This window comes from Thauera sp. WH-1 (assembly GCF_047806685.1).
GTDB lineage: Bacteria > Pseudomonadota > Gammaproteobacteria > Burkholderiales > Rhodocyclaceae > Thauera.
The window spans coordinates 38,032-60,978 of record NZ_JBLQGP010000013.1 but is presented as its reverse complement, the minus strand read 5'-3'; the positions used below and the strand labels follow the sequence as shown (position 1 = coordinate 60,978).

The window sequence follows — 22,947 nt, the reverse complement described above, 5'->3', positions numbered from 1 at the left end:
CTGGCCCGCGGGCATGATCGATGCGGCCTTCCTGCAAGACCCCTATCCGGCCTATCGCGCCTTGCGCGAGGCCGGGCCGGTGCATTGGAGCGAGGACTTCTTCCAGGGCGCGTGGCTGCTCAGCCGCCATGCAGATGTCGAGTTCGCGCTGCGCGACCCCTGTTTCTCGGCGCAGCGCACCGGCGGCTGGGTCAAGCGCATCGACGCTGCGGGCGCGGGCCGTGCGGCGAGGCGGGCCCTGGCTGGCGAGCGGCTGTTCGAGCACCTGTTCGCGCGCGCGATGGTGTTCCTCGATGCGCCCGACCATGCGCGCATCCGCCGCGTCATGGCCGCAGGCTTCCATCCGGCCACCATCCGGGCGCTGGCGCCGCAGATCGAGGCGCTCACCGCCGAGGTCCTCGACGGCCTGGCTGGGCGGGACGGCTTCGATTTCATCGAGGCGGTCGCCCGCCCGCTGCCGTCGCGGGTCATCGCCCTGCTGCTCGGCGTCGAGCGCGCGGACGAGGCTCGCTTCATCGCCTGGTCCGAGGACCTGGCGGCCTTCATCGGTGCGCCCCGGCCCTCGCCGGATGCCCTGTTGCGCGCCCAGCGCAGCCTGCTCGAGCTGGTGCGCTACTTCGAGGCCTTGCTGCCGGCGCGCCGCGCCGCGCCCGGGCAGGATCTGGTCAGCCGGCTGGTACTCGGAGAGCAGGCCGGGCTCATCCGTACCGACGCCGAGCTGCTCGCGCAGTGCGCGATGCTGCTGTTCGCCGGCCACGAAACCACGCGCAACCTGCTCGGCAACGGGCTCTACACCCTGCTGTCGCACCCGACGCAATGGGCGCAGCTGCGCGCCAGTCCGGAGCTGATGCCAGGGGCCCTGCGCGAGCTGCTGCGCTACGAGAGTCCGGTGCAATACACCGGCCGCCGTGTTGCGCGCGAGCTGCAACTGCATGGGCACACCTTGCGCCGGGGCGAACTCGTCATCGCCCTGACCGGCGCGGCCAACCGCGACCCCGCGCGCTACGCCGATCCCGATGTGTTCGACATCACCCGCCGCGACGGCAGCCACCTGTCCTTCGGCAGCGGAGCCCACGTGTGCATCGGCGCCGGGCTGTCGATGCTGGAGGCGGAGATCGTGCTACGTCAGGTCATGCAGCGCTGGCCTGCGCTGCGGCTGACGGCGGCGACGCCGCAATGGAACGGCAATGCGGCCTTGCGCGGGCTGGCGAGTCTGCCGCTGTGCGTCGATCCAGCCGGGCCTGCCGCGCTGGCGCATGATCCGTGCCCCTGCGGTTACGACACCGCGGTCGGTCAAGCGGCCGCGGCGCAATGCGCGGCAGCAGTGCTTGCGCTATAATCCGCGGCCTTGCGGAGGCGTGGCAGAGCGGTTGAATGCAACGGTCTTGAAAACCGTCAGGGGTTTGCGCCCCTCGTGAGTTCGAATCTCACCGCCTCCGCCAGCCGCTCTCGGCGGTTGTCGCCATCCTCGCCCCCAGCCTCATCTCAGCGTGTCCTCGAGATGGCGGATCAGTTCGCGCAACTCGGTCGAGGTCTGGTGCAGGCGTGATGCCGCCTCGCCGACCGACTGCACGCTGCTGGTGGTCTCCTCGACGGAGGCCGAGATCCGCTCCATGCTCGAGGCCACCTCGTTCGATGCCAGCGACTGCTGACGCAGCATTTCCGTCACTTCGGTGGAGTAGGTCGTCGCTTCGCGGCTGGCGTCCCAGATCCCCTGCAGCGCCGCGCTGCTTTCCTGGATCTCGCCGGTCGCGCGCTGCACCTCGCCGGCGGTCGCGTTCATCGTGTCGACCGCCGTCTTCGACAGGCGGATGATCTCGCTCACCGCGCGGCCGATGTCATCGGTGCTGACCCGGGTGCGTTCGGCCAGTTCGCGCACCTCGTCGGCCACGACCGCGAAGCCGCGCCCCTGCTCGCCTGCGCGGGCTGCCTCGATGGCTGCATTGAGCGCCAGCAGGTTGGTCTGCTGAGCGATGCCGTTGATCGCTTGCGAAACGCGGCTGATCAATTCGACCGAGGCGTTCACCTCCAGGATGTTCGCCTGCGAGCGCGACACCACGTCCACCAGTTGATGGCTGTGCTGGATGCCGGACTCCATCGTCTTCATGGCGCCGCTGGCGCTTTCCTCGGTCCGCCTGACCGAGTTCATGCTGCGCTCGGTATTGGCGGCGACGTCGCGGATGGCCGCGCTCATCTCTTCCATCGCGCTCGCGACCTGGACCACGTTCTCGCTCTGGACGGTGGTGGCCTGCATCAGGTTGCGCATTGCCTCGTCGAGCTCGTGCGAGCGCTGCTCCACCTCGTGTGCGTTGATCAGCACGTCGGCAAACATCGCGCGCATGTGGATGCGCATGACTTCGAGCTCGGCGAACAGCGCGCGCATGGGGCCGCTCGGCGCCTCGATCCGGCGTGCCAGCCGGCCTTCGTCGAGGTCGCGGATGCGCTGCTGCAAGTGGCTCAGGCGGCTAAGCCACTGAGTATGGAGATAGACGGCGCTGAGGGTCGCAGCGATCGCTGCCAGTGCGCCGAGCACGACGCCGGTGCGCCCGCCGGCGAGCGCACCACCGAGTGCCAGCGCGGCCACCGCGAGGGCCGCCAGCCACAGCACCAGCGCCGGATCGAGCGGCGGCTTCGCAGTGCGCGTGCGCGGGAAGCTCGCCTTCTTGTTGCGCACCGCAGCGTAGAGCGCCTCCGCCGCGGCCACCTCCTCGCGTTGCGGCGGGTTGCGGACGGACTGGTAGCCCACGCAGCGGCCGTCGACAAGAATCGGCGTGACGAAGGCTTCGACCCAGTAGTGGTCGCCATTCTTCGCCCGGTTCTTCACCAGACCACGCCAGGGCTCGCCGCGCTTGACGGTATCCCACAGGTCCTCGAAAGCCTCGGGCGGCATGTCGGGGTGGCGGACGACGTTGTGGTTCTTGCCCACCAGCTCGTCGCGGGTGAAGCCGCTGATGTCGACGAAGGACTGATTGACGTAGGTGATCGCGCCCTTCATGTCGGTCTTGGTGACGATCGGTTTGCCCGGCTGGAGGAAGACCTCGCGCTGGCTTACGGGAAGATTGACCTTCAAGGGGAACTCCTTTTGCACACAGACGACCATTACGGTTGTGCACCGCAATCCTTTAGTCCTGAATCACCCTTGTTCCATGCTTCGGAACTGTGCACGAGGGGATCGGGCGATAATCCGCCCTCCCGCACGCCTCGGACCTCATGCCATGCCCCGCCTCATCCTCCTCAACAAACCCTACGGTGTGCTGTGCCAGTTCACCGATGCGGCCGGGCGCGCGACGCTGAAGGACTACGTTCCCGTGCCTGGCGTGTATGCGGCAGGCCGTCTCGATACCGACAGTGAGGGCCTGCTGCTGCTGACCGACGATGGCGCCGTGCAGCACCGCATTGCCGATCCGCGCCACAAGCTGCCCAAGACCTACCTCGTGCAGGTCGAGGGCGAGCCGGATGAGACTGCGCTGGCGCAACTGCGGCGCGGGGTGGACCTGGGTGATTTCCAGACCCGGCCGTGCGCGGCGCGTCTTGTCGGCGAACCGGACTGGCTGTGGCCGCGCGATCCGCCGGTGCGCTTTCGCAAGCGCGTGCCCACCACCTGGGTGGAGATCGTGCTGAGCGAGGGGAAGAACCGCCAGGTGCGGCGAATGACGGCCAAGGTGGGCTTTCCGACCTTGCGCCTGATCCGGCTGGCGATCGGGCCATGGCAGCTTGCGGGCTTGGTGCCCGGCCAGTGGCGCGAGGGCTCGGTGGCCGACCTACCGGCGCGGCGCGAACCCACGTCGGGCGGCCGCCCGGCGCCGGCGGGCGGTCGGGAAGGGCTTCGCCAGGGAGGGGCTGGCATGGGTAAGATGCGCCGCCAACCGTCTCGACCGGGAGCCCGAGGATGAAGATTCGCCCCCTGACTGCCCGTACCTGGGCCATGACCGCCACCTTCGCGCTCGCCGGCGCGGCGCTGGCGCAGACCACCATGCCGCTGGCCGAACTGGGGGCCGGCATGTACCGCATCGAGGCCGAGGTCGCGCACACCTTCCAGACGCGCCAGATCGGCCTGATGAACCGCCGCGCGATGCCGGTGCACCGCGGCATGGTGTTCGTGTTTCCGGACGAGGCCAGGCACTGCATGTGGATGCGCAATACCTTCCTGCCGCTGTCGGTTGCCTTTCTCGATGCCGAGGCCAGGATCATCAACATCGAGGACATGCAGCCGCAGACCGAGACCAACCATTGCGCGGCCGCGCCGGCGCGCTATGCGCTGGAGATGAACATCGGCTGGTTCGCCGAGCGCGGGGTCAGCCCGGGCGACCGGCTGCGCGGCTTCGACGGCCTGCCTGCGCCGCGTTGAGCTGGCGTCCCTCACGGGGCGAAGAGGGCGAAGAGGGCGAAGAGGGCGAATAGCGCGGCTTTCCCCGCGTTTTTCGGCCGCCGCGTGGTGTACGCGAACGCCCATAATCGGCATACGTCGTCCCGCGTCCAGGCCCATCCGGGCGGAGCGGGCGGCGGACGGAGCCGGCCGTGGCCGAAGAGAGCGACCTCGAGAAGACAGAAGACCCCTCGCCACGACGACTGGAACAGGCGCGCGAGGAAGGCCAGGTCCCGCAGTCGCGGGAACTGTCGACCTTTCTCGTCACCGTCACCGGCGCTGCCACCTTGTGGCTGCTCGGCAACTGGATGGCGGGGCGCATGGCCGGCATCGTGCGCAACGGCTTCGCCTTCGACCGCGCCACGGTGTTCGATGACGCCCTCATGCTCGACGTCCTCAACCGCATGCTGAGCGGCGCACTGCTGACCCTGATGCCCTTGTTCTTCGCCCTGCTGATCGCCGCGGTCGCCGCGCCGGTGCTGCTCGGCGGCCTGGTGTTCGCACCCAAGGCGCTGGGACCGAACTTCGGGCGCATGAACCCGATCCAGGGCATCGGCCGCATGTTCTCGGTCCATGGCCTGGCCGAGATGGTGAAGGCGATCCTGAAGTCGCTGGTGGTGGGCGGGGTGGCGGCGCTGGTGTTGTGGCTGAACAAGGACCACCTGTTCGACCTGATGGTCGAGCCGCTCGAGAGCGGCATGGCCGACTTCTCCAATACGGTGGCCTTCGCCGCGCTGCTGATCGTGCTCAGCCTGGGCCTGCTGGCGCTGATGGACGTGCCCTTCCAGCTCTGGCAGTACCAGAAGAAGCTGCGCATGACCAAGGAGGAGGTCAAGCGCGAGAACAAGGAACAGGAGGGCGATCCGATGGTGAAGGGCCGCATCCGTGCGCTGCAGCGCGAGATGGCGCGCAAGCGGATGATGGCCGAGGTGCCCAAGGCCGATGTCGTCGTCACCAACCCGACGCATTTCTCGGTCGCGCTCAAATACGATGCCGAGCGCATGGGGGCGCCGGTCGTGGTGGCCAAGGGCCGCGGCGAGACGGCGCTGAAGATTCGCGAGATTGCAGCCTCGAGCGGCGTGCCGCTGCTCGAGGCGCCGCCGCTCGCGCGTGCCCTGTACAAGCACTGCGAGCTGGAGGCCGCGATCCCGGCCGCGCTGTACACGGCGGTGGCCGAGGTCATGGCCTACGTGTACCAGCTCGATGCCTGGATGAAGCAGGGCGGCCTGCCGCCCGTGGCGCCCACCCGCTTGCCGGTCCCTGCCGGCATGGATCCGGGCGTGCCCGATGAATGAAGCCTGACCCATGGCCATGAACGACACCCTGAACCTGCGCCACCTCCTGTCTCCCGCCAACCTGCGCCAGCTCGCCGCGCCGGTGCTCATCATCATGATCCTGTCGATGATGGTGCTGCCGCTGCCGGTGTTCCTGCTCGACGTGTTCTTCACCTTCAACATCGCGCTGTCGGTGATGGTGATGCTGGTGGCGATGTACTCGAAGCGCCCGCTCGACTTCTCGGTGTTCCCCACCGTCCTGCTCGTCACCACGCTGCTGCGGCTGGCGCTCAACGTGGCGTCGACCCGTATCGTCCTGCTGGAAGGCCACGCCGGCGGCGATGCCGCGGGCAAGGTCATCGAGGCCTTCGGCAGCTTCCTCGTCGGCGGCAATACCGCGGTCGGCCTGGTGGTGTTCGTGATCCTCACCATCATCAACTTCGTCGTCATCACCAAGGGTGCGGGCCGGATCGCCGAGGTAAGCGCGCGCTTCACCCTCGACGCGATGCCGGGCAAGCAGATGGCGATCGACGCCGACCTCAACGCCGGCCTCATCGACGAGAAGGAAGCCAAGCGTCGGCGCCGGGAGATCGGACAGGAGTCGGACTTCTACGGCGCCATGGACGGTGCGTCGAAGTTCGTGCGCGGCGACGCCATCGCCGGCATCATCATCCTCGTCATCAACATCCTCGGCGGCCTCTTCGTCGGCGTCATGCAGCACGAAATGGGAGTGGGAGAGGCGGGCCGCACCTACACCCTGCTCACCATCGGCGACGGCCTGGTGGCGCAGATCCCGGCGCTGATCATCTCGGTGGCCGCCGGCCTGGTGGTGTCGCGCGTGGGTGACGAGGGCGACATCGGCGGGGTGGTGATTTCCCAGGTCTTCTCCAATCCGGCGGTGATGTCGCTGACCGCAGCCATCATCGGCGTGCTCGGCCTCATCCCCGGCATGCCGAACCTGGTCTTCCTGCTGATCGCCGCCAGCCTCGGGGCGCTTGCCTGGATGCGGCGCAAGCGCATCGCCGCGGAGGCGGCGGCGCTGCCGCCCGAGGCCGAGGCGCCAGCGGCCGTGCCCCCCGCCGATGCGCTCGAAGCAAGCTGGAACGACGTGTCGCAGGTCGATGTCCTCGGGCTGGAAGTCGGCTATCGCCTGATCCCGATGGTCGACAAGGGCCAGGACGGCGAGCTGCTCAAGCGCATCCGCGGCCTGCGCAAGAAGTTCGCGCAGGAGGTGGGCTTCCTGTCCTCGCCGGTGCACATCCGCGACAACCTCGAGCTCAAGCCCAACGCCTACCGGATCGCCCTCAAGGGGGTGGAGATCGGCGGCGGCGAGGCCTACCCGGGCCAGTTCCTCGCCATCAATCCGGGACGCGTGGCGGGGCCGCTCGCCGGTCGCGAGACCACCGATCCGGCCTTCGGCCTGCCGGCGGTGTGGATCGACGCCAGCCAGCGCGAGCAGGCCCACGCGCTCGGCTACACCGTGGTCGATGCCAGCACGGTGGTGGCGACCCATCTCAATCACGTCATCCTCAACCATGCCGCCGAGCTCCTCGGCCGCCAGGAGACGCAGGCCTTGCTCGACCATGTCGGCAAGGAGTCGCCCAAGCTCGTCGAGGACCTCGTGCCCAAGATGCTGCCGATCGGCACGGTGCAGCGGGTGCTGCAGACGCTGCTCGAAGAGGGCGTCAACATCCGCGACATGCGCAGCATCATCGAGGTGCTCGCCGAGCATGCGCCGCGCACGCAGGACCCGGTGCAGCTCACCACCAAGGTGCGCGAGGCGCTCGGGCGCGCGATCATCCAGAGCCTGTTCCCGGGCAATGCCGAGGTCCAGGTGATGGCGCTCGAGCCAGGCCTGGAGCGCATCCTGCTGCAGGCGATGAGCGCGGGCGGCGAGGGCGGGGCGATCGAGCCCGGCCTGGCCGACACCTTGCTGCGCCAGACTGCGCAGATCGCCCAGCGCCAGGAGGACATCGGCCTGCCGCCGGTGTTGCTCGTGCCCTCGCAGCTGCGCATGCTGCTGTCGCGCTTCCTGCGCCGCGCGGTGCCGAGTTTGAAGGTGATCTCCAATTCCGAAGTGCCCGAGACGCGCACCATCCGGGTCACCGCGATGGTGGGCGCGCAGGGCTGAGGACCAGGGGAGGGGGCGCGGCGCGGGCTGTCGGTCGGTCGCAGCAGAAGGGGCGAATAGGCGGGGTAAAGGCGCGTTATTCGGCTCCAGGCAATTGACGGCCGGTGGCGATAATTCTCATCAAGCAGGGGTCGATCGTGACCGCCGGGAGAATCGCCATGAACGTCAAACGCTACTTTGCCCCCACCGCCCGCGAAGCGCTGCGTGCGCTCAAGGAGGCGCTCGGTCCCGATGCGATCGTGCTGTCGAACCGTGCGGTCGAGGGCGGGGTCGAGATCCTCGCCCTACCGGGTGAGGCGGTGGGGGCGCTGCAGGCCGCCAACCGCGCAGCCGTCAACGCGCGGGCGGCCGGCCAGGCCGTGCCGACGGCGCCGCGTCCTGAAGCCGCACGGCCGGTGTCGCAGGCCGCGGTGCCGGATGCCTTTGCCGGCGGGCCGACGAGCACCGCCGGCGACAGCGATTTCCAGGTCAGCCTGTCGGCGCTGGCGGCGAGCGCAGCACGCAACCTGGCGCGTCCGGCCGCTGCTGCCGTGCCCGGGCCGGTGGTGCGTCCCTTCAACCCGCCGCGCATCGAGACCGCCGACTATGCGATGCGCGGTCGCGACGCCGAGTTGCGCACGGCGGTGTCGGGCGCGCGCCGCGAGCCCATGGCGGCGGGCGGGCCGGCGGTGTTCTCCGGGCGCGCGAATCCGGTTGCGGCCGCCGACGAGTTCGGCAGCGCGCGCATGCGCGAGCTGCAGGAGACCAATGCCCGCCTGATGGCCGAGTTGTCGGGTATTCGCGGCATGATCGAGCGCCAGCTCGCCGGCTTCGCCTGGGGCGAGACCCGCCGCCACGCACCGGCACGGGCGGCGATGCTGGGCGAATTGCTCGAGGCCGGTTTCTCCGCACTGGTCGCGCGCAAGCTGGCCGAGGCGGTGGCCGAGGAAGCGAGCCGCACCGAGGCGCGCGAGGCGGTGGGCAGCGCCCTCGACAGCATGATGCGTGCCTGCGCCTCGGACGAGGACCTGCTCGACCGCGGTGGCGTGTACGCGCTGGTCGGGCCCACCGGGGTGGGCAAGACCACCACCACGGCCAAGCTCGCCGCGCGTTGCGTGGTGCGCCACGGGGCGGGCAAGCTGGCGCTGATCACCACCGACGGCTACCGCATCGGCGCCCAGGAACAGCTGCGCATCTATGGCCGCATCCTCGGCGTGCCGGTGTTCTCGGTGCGCGACGCCGCCGACCTGCGCCAGACCCTGGGCAGCCTGCGCAACAAGCACATGGTGCTGATCGACACCATGGGCATGAGCCAGCGCGACCGGCTGGTCGGCGAGCAGGCGGCCATGCTCGCCGGCGCCGGTGACGTGCGTCGCCTGCTGCTGCTCAATGCCACGGCGCGCGGCGACACGCTCGACGATGTGGTTCGGGCCTACGCGGGGCCGGATCTGGCCGGCTGCATCTTCACCAAGGTCGACGAGGCCGCTGCTCTGGCGCCGGCGCTCGACGTCGCCGTGCGCCATGCCCTCGACATCCGTTACCTGACCAACGGCCAGCGCGTGCCCGAGGATCTGCACCTGCCCAATCGTGCCTACTTGCTGCATCGCGCGCTGCGCGAGCACGCGGGCGAGTCGCCCTGGCACCTGAGCGGCGACGAGGCCGGCATGTTGCTGGCCGCGGCCGGCGCGGGAGCCTGACATGCTCGACGGACGCGAAGACCAGGCCGCAGGCCTGCGGCGCCTGTTCCGCCGGGCGCCGCCGCTGGTGGTGGCGCTGTATGCCTGCGGCCGTCACCGTGGTCGTAACGCCGTGCTGGCCGCCCACCGCATCGCCGGTCGCGCAGAGCGGGTGCTGATCCTCGACGAAGCCCAGGGCGACGAGGCGCTGGGCGAGGCACTGGGCGTCGGCACCGGGGTGGATCTGCTGCAGCTGCTCGACGGCCATACCACGCTTGGCAATGTGCTGCAGCCGGCGCCGGGGCTGCTCGGCCGGGTACCGGCCGCAGCCGCCGCGCTCGCCTTGCCCCTGCTCGACGATGCGCGCCGCGCCTGCCTGGTCGAGGCCTTGCGCCTCCTGCACAGGCACGCCGGTTTCGTGCTGATCCACAGCGCCTGCGAGGGCGCCGCCCAGCCCTCGCCCTTCGTCCATGCGGCGCCACGTCGGCTGGTGCTGGCCGAAGCCAGCGCGAGTGGCGCGACCGAGGCCTACCAGACGATCAAGGGACTGGCCGCGGCCGGGGCGGGCTCGGTCCATGTCGCGGTGTGCCGGGCGCGCGGGCGGGCCGACGCGCAGGCCTTCTTCGCCAGCCTGGAGGCCCTCGTGCGCCGCCATGTCGGCGTACCACTGGCCTGGCTGGGCGAGCTCGAGCGCGACGACATCGCCTCTGCCCTGCAGCAGCCACTGCGGTCCGCCGGGCGTGATGTGGGCGCCGCCTTCATGCGGCGAATCGATGCCATCGCCCGCGCGCCACGGGCGCCGCGCCCATGAGTCGTGACAGGGGCGTGAATTATCCCGCTGGTAATCCCGGCCCCGGTGCGGGAAAATCGCGCACTCCGATTCCCGGAGCCAGCGCGAGCACCGGCTCGCGTCGCCAGAAGATACAGGTCGAATGGATGTATGACGCGAACGGCACGCTCGACAAGAGCAACCTCGTTGAAGCCTACGCCCCGCTGGTCAAGCGCATCGCCTTTCAGCTCATGGCCAAGCTGCCGGCCAGTGTGGACGTGGATGACCTCATCCAGAACGGATTGATGGGCCTGCTCGATGCCCTCGGTCGGTACGAGGAGGGCCTGGGCGCGCAGTTCGAGACCTATGCGGTGCAGCGCATCCGCGGTGCGATGCTCGACGGCCTGCGCGAGAACGACTGGCTGCCACGCAGCCTGCGCCGCGACATGCGGCGCATCGAGGCGGCAATCCACGCCCTCGAGCAGCGCTTCGGCCGTCAGCCCTCGGAGACCGAACTCGCCGAGGCGCTCGGCGTGGCGCTGGGGGAGTACCAGCACATGCTGCACGAGGCGCGCGGCCACCAGCTCGTCTATCTCGAAGATTTCAACCGCGACGAGGACGACGACTATCTCGAGCGCCATCTGGTGCAGGAGGGCGCGAACCCGCTCGACCTGCTCGAGGACGCCGACATGCGCCAGCGGCTGGTGGCGGCGATCGGCTCCCTGCCCGAGCGCGAGCAGATGGTGATGGCCTTGTACTACGACGAGGAGCTCAACCTGCGCGAGATCGGCGAGGTGCTCGGCGTCACCGAGTCACGCGTGTGCCAACTGCACAGCCAGGCGGTGGCGCGCCTGCGTGCCGGCCTGTTCGAGGGCGGCACGGTGGTGCCGCCGGCGCGCCGGCGCGGACGCCCGCCCAAGAGTTCGGCACCCAACTGACATGAAGGCAAGGCCCGCGCCTGGCGCTCGTCATGGATAAGATCAGCCTCGTCGGCCTCACCCTGGGCATTGCGGCCATCGTCATCGGCCAGGTGCTCGAAGGCGGCCACATCTCCTCGCTGGTGCAGCCCACGGCCTTCCTCATCGTGGTGGGGGGCACGCTCGGGGCGGTGATGCTGCAGAGCCCGCTGCGCACCTTCGTAGACGGCATGCGCATGGCGCGCTGGGTGTTCGTGCCGCCGGCGATGAACTCCCAGGGCGTCATCGACCAGGTCGAGAACTGGAGCCATGTGGCGCGCAAGGAAGGCTTGCTCACGCTGGAGAACCAGATCGATGCGCTGCCCGACCCGTTCATGCGCAAGGGGCTGCAGCTGCTCGTCGATGGCGTCGAGCCCAACCGGCTGCGCGAGGTGCTGGAGGTGGAGATCGGCGTGTGGGAGAACCAGATGCGCCAGTCGGCGCGGATCTGGGAGGCCGCAGGCGGCTATGCGCCAACGATCGGCATCCTGGGGGCGGTGATGGGTCTCATCCATGTCATGGAGAACCTGTCCGACCCGTCGCGGCTCGGCGCCGGCATTGCAGTCGCCTTCGTCGCCACGATCTACGGCGTCGGCTTTGCCAACCTCGTCTTCCTGCCGATCGCGAAGAAGCTCGCCGCCCACATCATCACGCTGACCACGCAGCGCGAGATGTTCGTCGACGGGCTGGTGGGCATCGCCAACGGCGACAATCCGCGCATCATCGCCAGCCGCATGCAGGGCTACGTGGTCTGAGCGCAGGCCGACGCGCGAGAGACCAGCAAAGGGCAGATCATGCGGCGCAGGCGCAAGCTCGACGAGGAACACGACAACCACGAGCGCTGGCTCGTGTCCTATGCCGACTTCATCACGCTGCTGTTCGCCTTTTTCGTCGTGATGTACTCCCTGTCCTCGATCAACGAGGGCAAGTACCGCGTGCTGTCCGACTCGCTGGTGCAGGCCTTTCGCAACGTCACCATCAACGACAGTGGCGAGCAGATCGTGCTGCCGCCGGTTACGGTGGTGACGCCGCCGCGGCCGATCACCCCGCCCGCGACGCCTGCGATCGATGAAGAGGCCGAGTCGCGCCGGCGCGCGACCGCGCAGCGCATGCGCAACATGGCCGACGAGATCCGGCGCGTGCTGTCGCCGCTGACGCAGGCGGGACAGGTCAATGTCACCGAGGGCGCGTTCGGAGTCAGCGTCGAGATCAATGCCAGCCTGCTGTTCTCGCCGGGCGAGGCCAGTCTGGGCCCGCCTGCGGTGGCCGCCCTGCAGGCGGTGGCCGAGGTGCTGGCGCCGGCCGAGTTCCCGATCACGGTCGAGGGGCATACCGACGCGCTGCCGATCAGCACCTTCCGCTTCCCGTCGAACTGGGAGCTGTCCGCCGTGCGCGCGTCGACCGTGGCGCGCCTCTTCATCGACAACGGTGTGCGCGCCGATCGCCTCACGGCTGCCGGCTATGCCGACCAGCGCCCCGTGGCGGACAACGCCAGCGAGGAGGGGCGGGGGCGCAACCGGCGCGTCACCATCCTGATCGAGTCGCGCGCCGCGGACACTGCGCCCGCTGGGCCGACCTCCATCCCGGCGGACGATCCGATCCGCTCCATCCTGCCTCTTCCGCCCCCGGCTTCAGCAGAAGGTTGAGGAGGCGCGGCGTTCCCGCAGCGACCTGCAGGCGCAGCCTGCGCGCCCACGGGCGCGCGATGCGTCAGCGCATGCGCTCGGGCTTGATCCTGGGCGTGAGTGGCGCGCCCTTGCGCGCGCGGCGGTGACGCAGCGGCTCGCGCTGGGCGGGTTTGAGCTCGATCGCCACCGCCTTGCCGCCGCGGCCCGTGCCTTCCACCGTCAGCACCGCATCATCGGCGGGGACGGCGACCGCAGCGAGGCTCTCGCCTTCGTCGAGCGCCATCACGATCACGCCGCGACCGCCGCTCTGGGTCTTCATTTCCGGCCGCGGGAAGACGAGCAGGCGGCCGTTCTCGGACGCCGCGGCGATCCAGTCGCCGAATACCTTGGCCGGTGTCAGCACCTTCTCGCCCTTCTCCAGGCTCATGAAGGCCTTGCCGGCGCGCTGGCGGCTGGTGGCGTCCGCGACGCCGCACAGGAAGCCGTAGCCGCCGCTGTTGGCGAAGAAATACACGGAGTCCGGGGTGTCGGTGACGACCTGCGCGAGCTTGCCGCCGTCCTGGAACTCGACCAGGGTGGTGATCGGCGCGCCGTCACCGCGCCCGCCGGGCAGGTCGGACACCTTCACCGTGTAGGCGCGGCCGTTGCTGTCGATGACGATCAGCGGCCAGGTGGTGCGCGTCTCGATCACCGCGAAGCCGAAATCGCCGGCCTTGTAGGTGATGCCCGCGGGGTCGATGCCATGGCCCTGGCGCGAGCGCACCCAGCCGTTCTTCGACACGATCACGGTGACCGGCTCGTCCGGCACCGAGATCTCCGCCGGCGCGACTGCGGCCACGGCCTCGACCAGGGTGCGGCGGTCGTCGCCGTACTTCTTCGCGTCGTCCTGGATCTCCTTGAGGAGGAGCTTGGTCATCGCCGCGCGGCTGTCGAGAAGGTGCTGCAGGCCGGCGCGCTCGTCCTTCAGTTCGGCGAGCTCCTTCTCGATCCTGAAACCTTCCAGCCGTGCGAGCTGGCGCAGGCGGATCTCGAGGATGTCCTCGGCCTGGATCTCCGACAGCCCGAAGGCGGCGATCAGCGCCGGCTTGGGCTCGTCCGACTCGCGGATCACGCGGATCACTTCCTCGATGTGGAGGAAGGCGATCATGCGGCCCTCGAGGATGTGGATGCGGCGGTCGACCTCGTCCAGGCGGTGGCGGGTGCGGCGCTCGACCGTCACGTAGCGGAAGTCGATCCACTCGCGCAGGATCTGCACCAGGTTCTTCTGCTGCGGCCGGCCATCGCGCCCGATCATGGTCATGTTGGCCGAGGCCGAGGTCTCCAGGCTGGTGTGGGCGAGCAGCACCGCCATGAACTCGTCGCGGTTCTGACGGCTGGACTTGGGCTCCAGCACGATGCGCACCGGCGCCTTGTCGCTGGACTCGTCGCGCACGGTGTCGAGCACGCCGAGCACCAGCTGCTTGAGGTTCTTCTGCTCCTGCGAGACTTCCTTCTTGCCCGCGCGCGGCTGCGGGTTGGTCAGGGTCTCGATCTCGGACAGCACCTGCGCGGCGGAGACGCCGTGCGGCAGCTCGTCGACGATCGCGCGCCACTGGCCGCGGGCGAGCTCCTCGATCTTCCAGCGCGCGCGCAGGCGCAGGCTGCCGCGGCCCGATGCGTAGGCCTCGCGGATCGTCTCGGGCGGGGAAATGAGCTGGCCGCCGCCGGGGAAGTCGGGGCCGGGAATGATGCCGAGCACGTCCTCGAGCGTGGCCTCGGGGTGGCGGATCAGGTGGCAGGTGGCCTCGGCCACCTCGCGCAGGTTGTGCGGCGGGATCTCGGTCGCCATGCCCACCGCGATGCCCGAGGCGCCGTTCAACAGCACGAAGGGCAGGCGCGCGGGCAGCAGCTGCGGCTCCTCGAAGGCGCCGTCGTAGTTGGGGATGAAATCCACCGTGCCGCGGTCGATCTCGGCCAGCAGCAGCTCGGCGATCGGGGTCAGGCGGCACTCGGTGTAGCGCATCGCCGCGGCCGAGTCGCCGTCGCGCGAGCCGAAATTGCCCTGGCCGTCGACCAGCGGATAGCGCAGCGAGAAGTCCTGCGCCACCCGCACCATGGCGTCGTAGACGCTGGTGTCGCCATGCGGGTGGTACTTGCCGATCACGTCGCCGACCACCCGCGCCGACTTCACGTGCTTGGAGGTGGACGACAGCCGCATCTCGTTCATCGCGTACAGGATGCGGCGCTGCACCGGCTTCAGGCCGTCCTCGACCTGCGGCAGCGCGCGCGATTTCACCACGCTCATCGCGTAGGCGAGATAGGCGCGCTCGGCATAGCGGTCGAGCGCCAGCGTGCCGTCGTCCTCGGGTTCGGGCTCCGGGTCGGCGGGTGGGGCAGGGGGCGGGGGCTGGTCGGCGCCGGTGGCGGCCGCCAGCGTGTCGCCTTCGTCTGCCGGCGCCGGCGCGACACTCGTCGGCGCCGCACTTGCGGGTGAGGTGAACGCCGTTGCTGATGCGGGTACCTCGGGCGAGTCGAAGAGATCGGGAGTGTCAGTGCTCATGTTGCGGAAAGGTAAGGTGTCAGGGGTTCATGCAGCAGCGGCTCGACCCAGTTCTCGAGCGCCAGACCGCCGATGCGGGCGAACTCGCGCGTGTTGTTGGTGACCAGCGTGCATCCGAGCGCAAGTGCGTGCGCGGCGATCTGGGTATCGAGTGCTCCGATCGGCAGCCCGCTGCGTTCGAGTTCGGCGCGCAGCGAGGCGTAGCGCCACACCACCGTGTCGTCGAAGGCGGCAACGTCCAGCGGCAGCAGGAAGGTCTCGAGCGCTGCGCGATTGCGTGCCGAGTTGCTCTTCGATACGCCGTATGCAAGCTCGCAGGCAGTGATGACCGAGATGCCGATGTCCCCGATCGGATGTGCTTCGAAGCGACGGCGGACGTGGGTGGGACGATGGTTGATGAGGTAGATGCAGATGTTGGTGTCCAGCATGTACTTCATGGCGCGATCGCCTCGCGTTCCTGCTGGAGCGGCTGCTCTCGGACCAGCTCGAACCCCGGTTCGAACTGGTCGAGTGCGTCGAACAGCGTCCGCCAGCCGTGACGTGGCAACAGCACGACTGCGTCACCTACGCGCTTGATCATCACTTCATCACCCTCGAAACGAAATTCCTTGGGAAGACGCACCGCCTGGCTTCGGCCATTGATGAAGAGCTTTGCAGTGTCCATGGCATCCTCCTTTGTTTGGAATCTACCATTAGTATATATCTTTTCGAGGTGGGTTCAGGTTTCTGAAGCGCGGTCGAGTTCATCGCGCTTCCCGTACTGCCGGACTCGGGGCTCGACGCCCGCTCAGACATCCGCCTCCACGCTGTCGCCCTTCTCCTCCATCCACGCCCGCCGCCCCGAGGCCTCGCCCTTGCCCATCAGCAGGGTGAACATCTTCAGCGTGTCCTTGAGCGCGCCGCTGCGCACCTTCACCGGCAGCACGCGGCGGGTGGCGGGGTCCATGGTGGTCTCGCGCAGCTGGTCGGGGTTCATCTCGCCCAGGCCCTTGAAGCGGCCGATCTCGATCGCCTCGGGTTTGAAGCCTTCCTTCTCCAGGCGGTCGCGGATCGCCGTGAGCTCGCCCTCATCGAGCGCGTACAGGCGGCGCGGCGGGCGCTTCTTGCCCTGCGCCGGCACGTCGACGCGGTACAGCGGCGGCTGCGCCACATACACGTGGCCGCGCTCGATCAGCTTGGGGAAGTGGCGGAAGAACAGCGTCAGCAGCAGGGTCTGGATGTGGGCGCCGTCCACGTCGGCGTCGGACATGATGACGACCTTGCCGTAGCGCAGGCCGGACAGGTCCACATCGCTGTCGGCCCTGTGCGCATCCACGCCCAGCGCCACCGCGATGTCGTGGATCTCGGCGTTGGCGAACAGGCGGTCGGGGTCGATCTCCCAGGCGTTCTGCACCTTGCCGCGCAGCGGCAGGATGGCCTGGGTCTCCTTGTTGCGCGCCATCTTGGCCGAGCCGCCGGCGGAGTCGCCCTCCACCAGGAAGAGCTCGTTGTCGGCGAGGTCTTCCGATTCGCAGTCCGACAGCTTGCCCGGCAGCACGGCGACGCCGGAGGTCTTCTTCTTCTCGACCTTCTGCGCGCTCTTCTGGCGCGCCAGCGCCTGCTTGATCGACAGCTCGGCGATCGCGCGGCCGGCCTCGACGTGGTTGTTGAGCCAGATCTCGAAGGGGTCGCGCAGCTGCGAGGACACCAGCTTGACCGCCTCGCGCGAGTTGAGCTTTTCCTTCACCTGGCCCTGGAACTGCGGGTCCAGCAGGCGCGCCGACAGCACGAAGCTCATGCGCCCGCACACGTCCTCCTGCTGCAGCTTGACGCCGCGCGGCAACAGCGTGTGGTGGTCGATGAAGGACTTCATGGCCTCGAACACGCCGGCGCGCAGACCGGATTCGTGGGTGCCGCCATTCACCGTCGGGATCAGGTTGACGTAGGACTCGCTCGGCACCGCCGATTCGAACCAGGCCAGCGCCCAGGCGGCGCCTTCGCCTGTGGCGAAGGTGGGGTCGTCCTTGCCGGCGTACTTCTCGGCGGTGAAGATCGGCGCCACCGCCTCGACGTCGCCGGCGAGCTCCTTCAGGTAGCCGGCAAGGCCCTCTGGATAGGTCCAGGTCTTGGCCAGCACCGGGCCGTTCGCCTGCTCGATGTCGAGCCGCACCGCCACGCCCGACAGCAGGACTGCCTTCGAGCGCAGCAGGCGCTCGAGTTCGTTCATGGGGACGCGCGGCGAGTCGAAATACTTGCCGTCCGGCCATACCCGCACCCGGGTACCGGTCTGGCGGCCGCAGTCGCCTTCGATGCGGACCGGGCTGATCGTCTCACCACCGTCGGCAAAGTCGATGCGGTGGATCTTGCCGTCGCGCTTCACCTCCACTTCGATGCGGGTGGACAGCGCATTGGTCACCGACACGCCGACGCCGTGCAGGCCGCCCGAGAAGGCGTAGGCCGAGTTGCCCTCGCGCTTGTCGAACTTGCCGCCCGCGTGCAGCCGGGTGTAGGCCAGCACCACCACCGGCACGCCTTCTTCCGGATGCAGGCCGACCGGGATGCCGCGGCCGTCGTCGGCGACGGTGATGGAGCCGTCGAGGTGCAGGGTGACGTGGATCTTCTTCGCAAAGCCGGCGAGCGCCTCGTCGGCGGCGTTGTCGATCACTTCCTGGATGATGTGCGCCGGGCTGTCGGTGCGGGTATACATGCCGGGGCGCTCGCGCACCGGCTCGAGTCCTTTCAGGACACGGAAGGAGGATTCGTCGTACTGCTTGGGGGTGTCTTGCTTGCCAGCCATGCTGCGCGCTCGTTCGGTGTCACGAAGGGCGCAAGGATAGCAGAGCGATGGGCTGTATGTATGTTCAGCTTGATGACGGATCAGGCGCTGCCGAGCATGCGACCGCCGCCGATGGGGCGGCTGTGGCCTTCGGCGTCATACAGCGGCGGCTGGTCGGCCGCCGTGAGCAGCACCGAGAGGGCCGCCTGATTGTGCGCCATGCGCTCGACGATGAGCTTGCCATTGAGGTCGTTGTGGTCGCGCGCCTTGCCGGCGAGCTCGATGACTTCGTCCCAGCGCGCCAGGACGCGTGGCAGGTTGGCGCAGATCTCACGGATCGCCGCGTCCGAGGGCGTGCGACCAAGTCGTCCCAGCAGCAGGGCGCGGTCGTCGGACAGGCGCTGCAGGCGGCGATAACGTTCGTTCTTGTCTTGGGTCAGCGCCAGGAGGGCGTCGGTGTCGCCGGCGACCAGCAGCGACTCTTCGCGCTCGAGCAGGGCGATGAACTCCTTGAGCTGGATCGCCTCGGCCTCGATCAACAGCGCCAGCCGCTGCTGATCTGCGGGCGTGGGCACGAGCGGTGGGCGGTTCATGGCACAGCTGCGACAGTGTTCAGCGCTGGCCGGCCAGCATGTCGCGGACACTGGCGATCAGGCCGTCGGCGATGCGATTGGCGTCGACCTTGAACTCGCCGTTGGCGATCGCCTGCTTGATCTCATCGACCCGCTGCTTGTCGACCACCGGCGTCTGCGCGATGGCGGTTTCGGCCTTTTGCAGGCTGGAGGACAGGGAGGACAACTGAACCTTGTCGCTGGCGCCGGCAACCGGACCGTTGTTGTTGGCCGGGCTGCGCGGGCGCATATCGGCCGTGGCGCTGGGGGCAAGCGACTTGCCCGTGCTTTCGATTTTCATGGCGCAGTTCCAATACAGAGTGACTCTAACGGTCTTGTCGGCCCGGTCAGCCAAAACTTTAGCAATTAATTCATGAAACGGGTCACGGTCGCCGGCAATGGACGCCGGGTATTCAGAATCCGACCTCGACCGTGCCGCTGGCCTGCGCGATGCCAGTGACGACCTGGCCGTTGGACAGGCGCACGCGCACGCTGTCGCCTGGTGCCGCACTGTTCATCGCGCGGCCTTCGCTGGACACGCGAAAGCCGGGACCTGCACTCATCACCTGGACGTTCTGCCCCTGCCTGACGGCATGCGGGATGCGCAGCATGTCGCCGCGCAGCGGGCTGCCCGCGGCAATGGCGAAGCGGGTGTGGTGGCCGCTCGCCTGGGTCGGGTCGGTCAGGGTGTTGTCGGGCAGGGTGCTGAGGTCGCCGCGACGCACCGTGATGTCGGCTGGCCCGACGATCTGGCCGGCGCGCAGGGGCAGGGCGGCGACCAGATAGTCGGCCACCACCGAGACCTGCGCCTGCAGGTAGGCCGTCCAGACCACCGGCGAGTCGCAGCGCACGCCAACGCTGATGCGTCCCCACGCCCGTGTGCCGGCGGGCAGGAAGGGCTCGAGCGCGGCGCAGGCCGGCAACTGGTTGTTGGGGTCGAAGGGGCTGACGACGATGCTGACTTCGCCGGGCAGCCCCGTCGTCTGCCCGCGCAGGAAATCCTGCACCCGCGCTTCGATCGCGGCCGGGGCCTGCTGCGCCTGAACCAGCGGCGAAAGGGCGCCGATGCCAAGCGCCACAACGCTCGTGATCAGCCGCCAGGCGGGGCGCGCGTGCCTCGGCAGGCAGCATGCGGGGATCGAGGTCTGCTTCATGCGCGGATTGCACCATGGGCCAGTCATTCAGGCAACCGGCAATCCTTGCCGGCAGGCGGCGGCGAAATTGGCCGGTCTTTACCCGGCTTATCGGCGCCAGCCGACAGCGCTTGAGCGGCTAGCATGCCTGGCATGGAAACTGCGACCGGAGTGACCGATCGCCCGCACCGAGGAGCACACACGATGAAGACCACGATGAGCACCCTGTTCGACCGGTCCATCCAGTTCCACCAGACGGCGCTCAACCTGCAGGCGCATCGCCAGCAGTTGCTGGCGTCGAACATCGCCAACGCCGACACGCCCAACTACAAGGCCCGCGATGTCGATTTTCGCGCCGCGCTGCAGGGCGCATTGCAGCAGTCGCGCGGCCGTGTCGAACTCGCGGCGCCGCGGCCGGACCACATCGGCGCGGGGGGCGGGCTGGCGCTGGAGGGCCTGACCGGCTACCGCAGCGAGATCCAGTCCGCGGTCGATGGCAACACCGTGAACATGGACGTCGAACGCGCCGCCTTCGCCGAGAACGCCTTGCACTACGAGGCCAGCGTCACCTTCATCAACGGCATGCTGCGTTCGATGAACACGGCGATCACCGGCCAGTAGGGAGAATCCTCATGAGCATGCTCAATGTCTTCCAGATCGCTGGCTCGGCGCTCAACGCCCAGTCGCTGCGACTCAACACCACGGCGTCCAACCTCGCCAACGCCGACAGCGTGACCTCGGAAGATGGCCAGCCCTACCGCGCCAAGCAGGTCGTGTTCGCCGCCCGTCCGGTGGCGGGGCCGGCGGCCGTGGGTGTGCAGGTCACCGGCGTGGTCGAGAGTGCCGCACCGATGCGCATGGTGTTCGAGCCCAGCAACCCCGCGGCCAACGCCGAAGGCTATGTCGAGATGCCCAACGTCAATGTGGTGGAAGAGATGGTGAACATGATTTCGGCCTCGCGTTCCTACCAGAACAACGCCGAGGTGATGAACACGGCACGGACCTTGCTTCAGCGTACCTTGCAGATCGGCCAGTAAGGGCCGTGCAGGAGACGCTGAGATGAGCACCGTATCGAATACCCAGACGGCGCAGAACGTGCTGGCCGGCCTGACCCGCAGCGAGCCTGTGGGCAAGAAGGACGACGAGGACAGCCAGGCCCGGTTCTTGAAGCTGCTGACGACGCAGTTGCGCAACCAGGATCCGATGAACCCGCTGGAGAACGCCGAGGTCACCTCCCAGCTCGCGCAGATGAGCACGGTGGACGGCATCGAGCGCCTGAACACGATGTTCAGCGCCTTTGTCGACAGTCAGAACGCCAACGACTCGATGCAGGCTGCGGCCCTGGTCGGCCGTGGTGTGCTGGTCGAAGGCAAGCGGCTGGGCCTGACGGAATCGGGCGCGGTCGGCGGTTTCGAGCTCGACGGGCCTGCCGACAAGGTGGCGCTGTCGATCAAGGATGCGGCGGGGCTGGCAGTTGGCCAGATGGAGCTGACCGACGTCGATGCCGGCAGCCAGAACTTCGTCTGGGATGGCACGGCGAGCGACGGATCGCGCGCGGCCGACGGCATCTACACGCTGGAGCTCAACGCAAGCCTGCGCGGCGAGAAGGTCGCCGGTCGCACGCTCGAGTTCGGCCCGGTCACGAGCGTCATCCGCGGCCCGGCAGGCACCGACTTCCAGGTCGGCGCGCTCGGCATCTTCAAGTTCGACGACATCAAGCAGATTCTCTGATCCGGAGCCCCGATCATGTCTTTCCAGCAAGGTTTGAGCGGCCTCAATGTCGCCTCGAAAGCGCTCGACATCATCTCGAACAACGTCGCCAACACCAATACGGTGGGCTTCAAGAGCGGCTCGGCCGTGTTCGCCGACGTCTATGCGGCGTCCCTGACCGGCTCGGTGTCCGGCAAGCAGGTCGGTGTGGGCAGCACCCTGGGTGCCGTGCGCCAGAGTTTCACCCAGGGCAACCTGACCACGACCAACAATCCGCTCGATCTGGCGATCAATGGCGATGGCTTCTTCATCGTCGGCCGCACGGATGGGCCGGATGTCTATAGCCGCAACGGACAGTTCGAGCTCGACAAGGATGGCTTCATCATCAGCTCCACGGGGGAGAAGCTGAAAGGCTTCCAGAGCCCCGCCGGGTCTGGCCAGCTGCCGACGCCGGTTGGCGGACTGAAGGAGCTGCAGATCCCGATCATCGGCTCCTTGCCCCAGGCGACCAGTCGTGTCGACATCGGCGGCAATCTCGATGCGAACGCCTTGAGTCCGGCCGAGACCTTTCCGCAGCTGCTCGGGCCTGGTTACACCTTCCCCAGTCCGAAGACCAGCCCCGATGACGAGGCGTGGCGGGATACTCGGACCTATAACTACTCGACCTCGATCGAAGCCTTCGACAGCCTGGGCAAGTCGCATGAGCTGACCTTCTACTTCGTGAAGAAGACGCCGAGCGCCGCACCGCCGCCGGCCGCTCCCGGGACGTTGATCGACCTCAACGCCTGGCAAGTGTTCACCAGCGTGGATGGGCAGTACCCCTTGGGTGTGCGCGACGATGGTGTCGTAACAGACCCCTCGGTGATCTGGGGCCTTGAGTTCGACGAGAAAGGGGTGCTCAAGACGCCCGTTACGGGACCATCGCCGACGGCCCTGCTCAATGTGCCCACCTCATACACACCTGACGCCGAGCAGATCCGCTTCTATGTCGACTTCTCCGACATGCGCCAGATTGGCGGCCCCTATCTCGTGAGCGAACTCACCCAGAACGGCTTTACCGGAGGCGAACTCGCCGGCTTGTCGGTCGGGCGTGACGGCATCATCACCGGGCGCTACACCAATGGCGAAACCGTCGCGCTGGCCCAGCTTGCGATCCAGACCTTCCGCAATCCCAACGCGCTGAACTCGATCGGCAACAACTACTGGGAGGCGACGCTGGAATCCGGCCTCACGGCCCCCTCCAGGCCGGGCGAGGGGGTGGGGGGCGTGATCTCCGCCGGCATGGTCGAGGACGCCAACGTCGAGCTCACCCAGGAGCTGGTGCAGCTGATCATCCAGCAGCGCAACTACCAGGCTAACGCGCAGTCGATCCGGGCGCAGGACCAGATCCTGCAAACCCTGGTGAACCTGCGCTGAGCGT

Annotated in this window: 22 protein-coding genes and 1 tRNA gene; 15 read left to right on the top strand and 8 right to left on the bottom strand. The window is 68.4% G+C overall.

Annotated features, from left to right (window positions below; genetic code table 11):
* Window positions 1-13: 13 nt before the first annotated feature.
* Together ACMV5O_RS13630 and ACMV5O_RS13625 are read left to right on the top strand one after the other, a co-directional pair.
* On the top strand, window positions 14-1,339 hold the full coding sequence (locus tag ACMV5O_RS13630; RefSeq protein ID WP_416163964.1) for a cytochrome P450: 1,326 nt from the start codon (window positions 14-16) through the stop codon (window positions 1,337-1,339).
* A 13-nt stretch (window positions 1,340-1,352) separates the two neighbouring features.
* Window positions 1,353-1,442, top strand: a tRNA-Ser gene (locus tag ACMV5O_RS13625).
* Between the two features lie 38 nt (window positions 1,443-1,480).
* On the opposite strand, the gene ACMV5O_RS13620 is transcribed toward ACMV5O_RS13625, so the two are convergent.
* On the bottom strand, window positions 1,481-3,070 hold the full coding sequence (locus ACMV5O_RS13620) for a PAS domain-containing methyl-accepting chemotaxis protein (RefSeq protein WP_416163963.1): 1,590 nt from the start codon (window positions 3,068-3,070) through the stop codon (window positions 1,481-1,483).
* 145 nt (window positions 3,071-3,215) lie between these two features.
* On the opposite strand from ACMV5O_RS13620, the gene ACMV5O_RS13615 reads away from it, so the two are divergent.
* The 9 genes from ACMV5O_RS13615 to motD all read left to right on the top strand — a co-directional run bounded on the left by ACMV5O_RS13615 (window position 3,216) and on the right by motD (window position 12,797).
* On the top strand, window positions 3,216-3,893 hold the full coding sequence (locus tag ACMV5O_RS13615; RefSeq protein WP_416163962.1) for an rRNA large subunit pseudouridine synthase E: 678 nt from the start codon (window positions 3,216-3,218) through the stop codon (window positions 3,891-3,893).
* A complete protein-coding gene (locus ACMV5O_RS13610; RefSeq protein WP_416163961.1) occupies window positions 3,890-4,348 on the top strand; it encodes a DUF192 domain-containing protein in 459 nt (152 codons plus the stop codon). Before ACMV5O_RS13615 ends, ACMV5O_RS13610 begins: the two co-directional genes overlap by 4 nt.
* Before the next feature lie 170 nt (window positions 4,349-4,518).
* Complete coding sequence (gene flhB, locus ACMV5O_RS13605; protein WP_416163960.1) at window positions 4,519-5,661, top strand: flagellar biosynthesis protein FlhB; 1,143 nt, start codon at window positions 4,519-4,521, stop codon at window positions 5,659-5,661.
* A 10-nt stretch (window positions 5,662-5,671) separates the two neighbouring features.
* Window positions 5,672-7,771, top strand: a complete 2,100-nt coding sequence (gene flhA, locus ACMV5O_RS13600; protein ID WP_416163959.1) for a flagellar biosynthesis protein FlhA — start codon at window positions 5,672-5,674, stop codon at window positions 7,769-7,771.
* A 158-nt stretch (window positions 7,772-7,929) separates the two neighbouring features.
* Complete coding sequence (gene flhF, locus ACMV5O_RS13595; RefSeq protein ID WP_416163958.1) at window positions 7,930-9,447, top strand: flagellar biosynthesis protein FlhF; 1,518 nt, start codon at window positions 7,930-7,932, stop codon at window positions 9,445-9,447.
* A gap of 1 nt (window position 9,448) precedes the next feature.
* Window positions 9,449-10,237 (top strand): MinD/ParA family ATP-binding protein, encoded by a 789-nt coding sequence (locus tag ACMV5O_RS13590; protein WP_416163957.1) that lies wholly within the window; start codon window positions 9,449-9,451, stop codon window positions 10,235-10,237.
* 125 nt (window positions 10,238-10,362) lie between these two features.
* Window positions 10,363-11,133 carry an RNA polymerase sigma factor FliA gene (locus tag ACMV5O_RS13585; protein WP_416163956.1) on the top strand — a complete coding sequence of 257 codons (771 nt, stop codon included), beginning with the start codon at window positions 10,363-10,365 and terminating at the stop codon, window positions 11,131-11,133.
* A gap of 32 nt (window positions 11,134-11,165) precedes the next feature.
* Window positions 11,166-11,906: a flagellar motor protein gene (locus ACMV5O_RS13580; protein ID WP_416163955.1), complete on the top strand. Its 741-nt coding sequence runs from the start codon at window positions 11,166-11,168 to the stop codon at window positions 11,904-11,906.
* A gap of 39 nt (window positions 11,907-11,945) precedes the next feature.
* Window positions 11,946-12,797 carry a flagellar motor protein MotD gene (motD, locus tag ACMV5O_RS13575; protein WP_416163954.1) on the top strand — a complete coding sequence of 284 codons (852 nt, stop codon included), beginning with the start codon at window positions 11,946-11,948 and terminating at the stop codon, window positions 12,795-12,797.
* Between the two features lie 64 nt (window positions 12,798-12,861).
* Here the strand turns inward: motD and parC are convergent, their stop codons facing one another.
* The 7 genes from parC to flgA form a co-directional block, all read right to left on the bottom strand.
* Window positions 12,862-15,318, bottom strand: coding sequence for a DNA topoisomerase IV subunit A (parC, locus tag ACMV5O_RS13570; protein WP_416163953.1), 2,457 nt, complete (start codon window positions 15,316-15,318; stop codon window positions 12,862-12,864).
* The gene (vapC, locus tag ACMV5O_RS13565; protein WP_416163952.1) at window positions 15,315-15,755 is read right to left on the bottom strand and encodes a type II toxin-antitoxin system tRNA(fMet)-specific endonuclease VapC; all 441 of its coding nucleotides are present in this window, start codon (window positions 15,753-15,755) and stop codon (window positions 15,315-15,317) included. Before vapC ends, parC begins: the two co-directional genes overlap by 4 nt.
* The gene (locus tag ACMV5O_RS13560) at window positions 15,752-15,982 is read right to left on the bottom strand and encodes an antitoxin (RefSeq protein WP_153166904.1); all 231 of its coding nucleotides are present in this window, start codon (window positions 15,980-15,982) and stop codon (window positions 15,752-15,754) included. Before ACMV5O_RS13560 ends, vapC begins: the two co-directional genes overlap by 4 nt.
* Window positions 15,983-16,105: 123 nt before the next feature.
* A complete protein-coding gene (locus tag ACMV5O_RS13555; RefSeq protein ID WP_416163951.1) occupies window positions 16,106-18,094 on the bottom strand; it encodes a DNA topoisomerase IV subunit B in 1,989 nt (662 codons plus the stop codon).
* Window positions 18,095-18,174: 80 nt separating this feature from the next.
* Window positions 18,175-18,666, bottom strand: a complete 492-nt coding sequence (locus tag ACMV5O_RS13550) for a flagella synthesis protein FlgN (RefSeq protein WP_416163950.1) — start codon at window positions 18,664-18,666, stop codon at window positions 18,175-18,177.
* A gap of 19 nt (window positions 18,667-18,685) precedes the next feature.
* Window positions 18,686-18,985 carry a flagellar biosynthesis anti-sigma factor FlgM gene (gene flgM / locus ACMV5O_RS13545; RefSeq protein WP_416163949.1) on the bottom strand — a complete coding sequence of 100 codons (300 nt, stop codon included), beginning with the start codon at window positions 18,983-18,985 and terminating at the stop codon, window positions 18,686-18,688.
* A gap of 112 nt (window positions 18,986-19,097) precedes the next feature.
* Complete coding sequence (gene flgA, locus ACMV5O_RS13540; RefSeq protein WP_416163948.1) at window positions 19,098-19,838, bottom strand: flagellar basal body P-ring formation chaperone FlgA; 741 nt, start codon at window positions 19,836-19,838, stop codon at window positions 19,098-19,100.
* 195 nt (window positions 19,839-20,033) lie between these two features.
* Here flgA and flgB point away from each other — a divergent pair, with 195 nt between their 5' ends.
* The 4 genes from flgB to flgE are packed head-to-tail and all read left to right on the top strand — an operon-like array spanning window position 20,034 to window position 22,943.
* Entirely contained in the window at window positions 20,034-20,438 is a 405-nt protein-coding gene (flgB, locus tag ACMV5O_RS13535; RefSeq protein ID WP_416164029.1) for a flagellar basal body rod protein FlgB, read from the top strand.
* A gap of 11 nt (window positions 20,439-20,449) precedes the next feature.
* Window positions 20,450-20,854, top strand: a complete 405-nt coding sequence (gene flgC, locus ACMV5O_RS13530; RefSeq protein ID WP_416163947.1) for a flagellar basal body rod protein FlgC — start codon at window positions 20,450-20,452, stop codon at window positions 20,852-20,854.
* Window positions 20,855-20,876: 22 nt separating this feature from the next.
* Window positions 20,877-21,548 (top strand): flagellar hook assembly protein FlgD, encoded by a 672-nt coding sequence (locus ACMV5O_RS13525; RefSeq protein WP_416163946.1) that lies wholly within the window; start codon window positions 20,877-20,879, stop codon window positions 21,546-21,548.
* Between the two features lie 15 nt (window positions 21,549-21,563).
* Complete coding sequence (gene flgE / locus ACMV5O_RS13520; protein ID WP_416163945.1) at window positions 21,564-22,943, top strand: flagellar hook protein FlgE; 1,380 nt, start codon at window positions 21,564-21,566, stop codon at window positions 22,941-22,943.
* Window positions 22,944-22,947 lie beyond the last annotated feature (4 nt).

What these genes read in the sequence shown, in the direction of transcription:
- vapC (WP_416163952.1), bottom strand. Translation starts at nt 15,755, where the DNA reads ATGAAGTACATGCTGGACACCAACATCTGCATCTACCTCATCAACCAT.
- flhF (WP_416163958.1), top strand. Translation starts at nt 7,930, where the DNA reads ATGAACGTCAAACGCTACTTTGCCCCCACCGCCCGCGAAGCGCTGCGT.
- ACMV5O_RS13560 (WP_153166904.1), bottom strand. Translation starts at nt 15,982, where the DNA reads ATGGACACTGCAAAGCTCTTCATCAATGGCCGAAGCCAGGCGGTGCGT.
- parC (WP_416163953.1), bottom strand. Translation starts at nt 15,318, where the DNA reads ATGAGCACTGACACTCCCGATCTCTTCGACTCGCCCGAGGTACCCGCA.
- flgB (WP_416164029.1), top strand. Translation starts at nt 20,034, where the DNA reads ATGAGCACCCTGTTCGACCGGTCCATCCAGTTCCACCAGACGGCGCTC.
- motD (WP_416163954.1), top strand. Translation starts at nt 11,946, where the DNA reads ATGCGGCGCAGGCGCAAGCTCGACGAGGAACACGACAACCACGAGCGC.
- ACMV5O_RS13630 (WP_416163964.1), top strand. Translation starts at nt 14, where the DNA reads ATGATCGATGCGGCCTTCCTGCAAGACCCCTATCCGGCCTATCGCGCC.
- ACMV5O_RS13610 (WP_416163961.1), top strand. Translation starts at nt 3,890, where the DNA reads ATGAAGATTCGCCCCCTGACTGCCCGTACCTGGGCCATGACCGCCACC.
- ACMV5O_RS13550 (WP_416163950.1), bottom strand. Translation starts at nt 18,666, where the DNA reads ATGAACCGCCCACCGCTCGTGCCCACGCCCGCAGATCAGCAGCGGCTG.
- flhA (WP_416163959.1), top strand. Translation starts at nt 5,672, where the DNA reads ATGGCCATGAACGACACCCTGAACCTGCGCCACCTCCTGTCTCCCGCC.
- ACMV5O_RS13590 (WP_416163957.1), top strand. Translation starts at nt 9,449, where the DNA reads ATGCTCGACGGACGCGAAGACCAGGCCGCAGGCCTGCGGCGCCTGTTC.
- ACMV5O_RS13585 (WP_416163956.1), top strand. Translation starts at nt 10,363, where the DNA reads ATGTATGACGCGAACGGCACGCTCGACAAGAGCAACCTCGTTGAAGCC.
- flgA (WP_416163948.1), bottom strand. Translation starts at nt 19,838, where the DNA reads ATGAAGCAGACCTCGATCCCCGCATGCTGCCTGCCGAGGCACGCGCGC.
- ACMV5O_RS13555 (WP_416163951.1), bottom strand. Translation starts at nt 18,094, where the DNA reads ATGGCTGGCAAGCAAGACACCCCCAAGCAGTACGACGAATCCTCCTTC.
- flgM (WP_416163949.1), bottom strand. Translation starts at nt 18,985, where the DNA reads ATGAAAATCGAAAGCACGGGCAAGTCGCTTGCCCCCAGCGCCACGGCC.
- flgE (WP_416163945.1), top strand. Translation starts at nt 21,564, where the DNA reads ATGTCTTTCCAGCAAGGTTTGAGCGGCCTCAATGTCGCCTCGAAAGCG.
- flgC (WP_416163947.1), top strand. Translation starts at nt 20,450, where the DNA reads ATGAGCATGCTCAATGTCTTCCAGATCGCTGGCTCGGCGCTCAACGCC.
- ACMV5O_RS13525 (WP_416163946.1), top strand. Translation starts at nt 20,877, where the DNA reads ATGAGCACCGTATCGAATACCCAGACGGCGCAGAACGTGCTGGCCGGC.
- ACMV5O_RS13615 (WP_416163962.1), top strand. Translation starts at nt 3,216, where the DNA reads ATGCCCCGCCTCATCCTCCTCAACAAACCCTACGGTGTGCTGTGCCAG.
- ACMV5O_RS13580 (WP_416163955.1), top strand. Translation starts at nt 11,166, where the DNA reads ATGGATAAGATCAGCCTCGTCGGCCTCACCCTGGGCATTGCGGCCATC.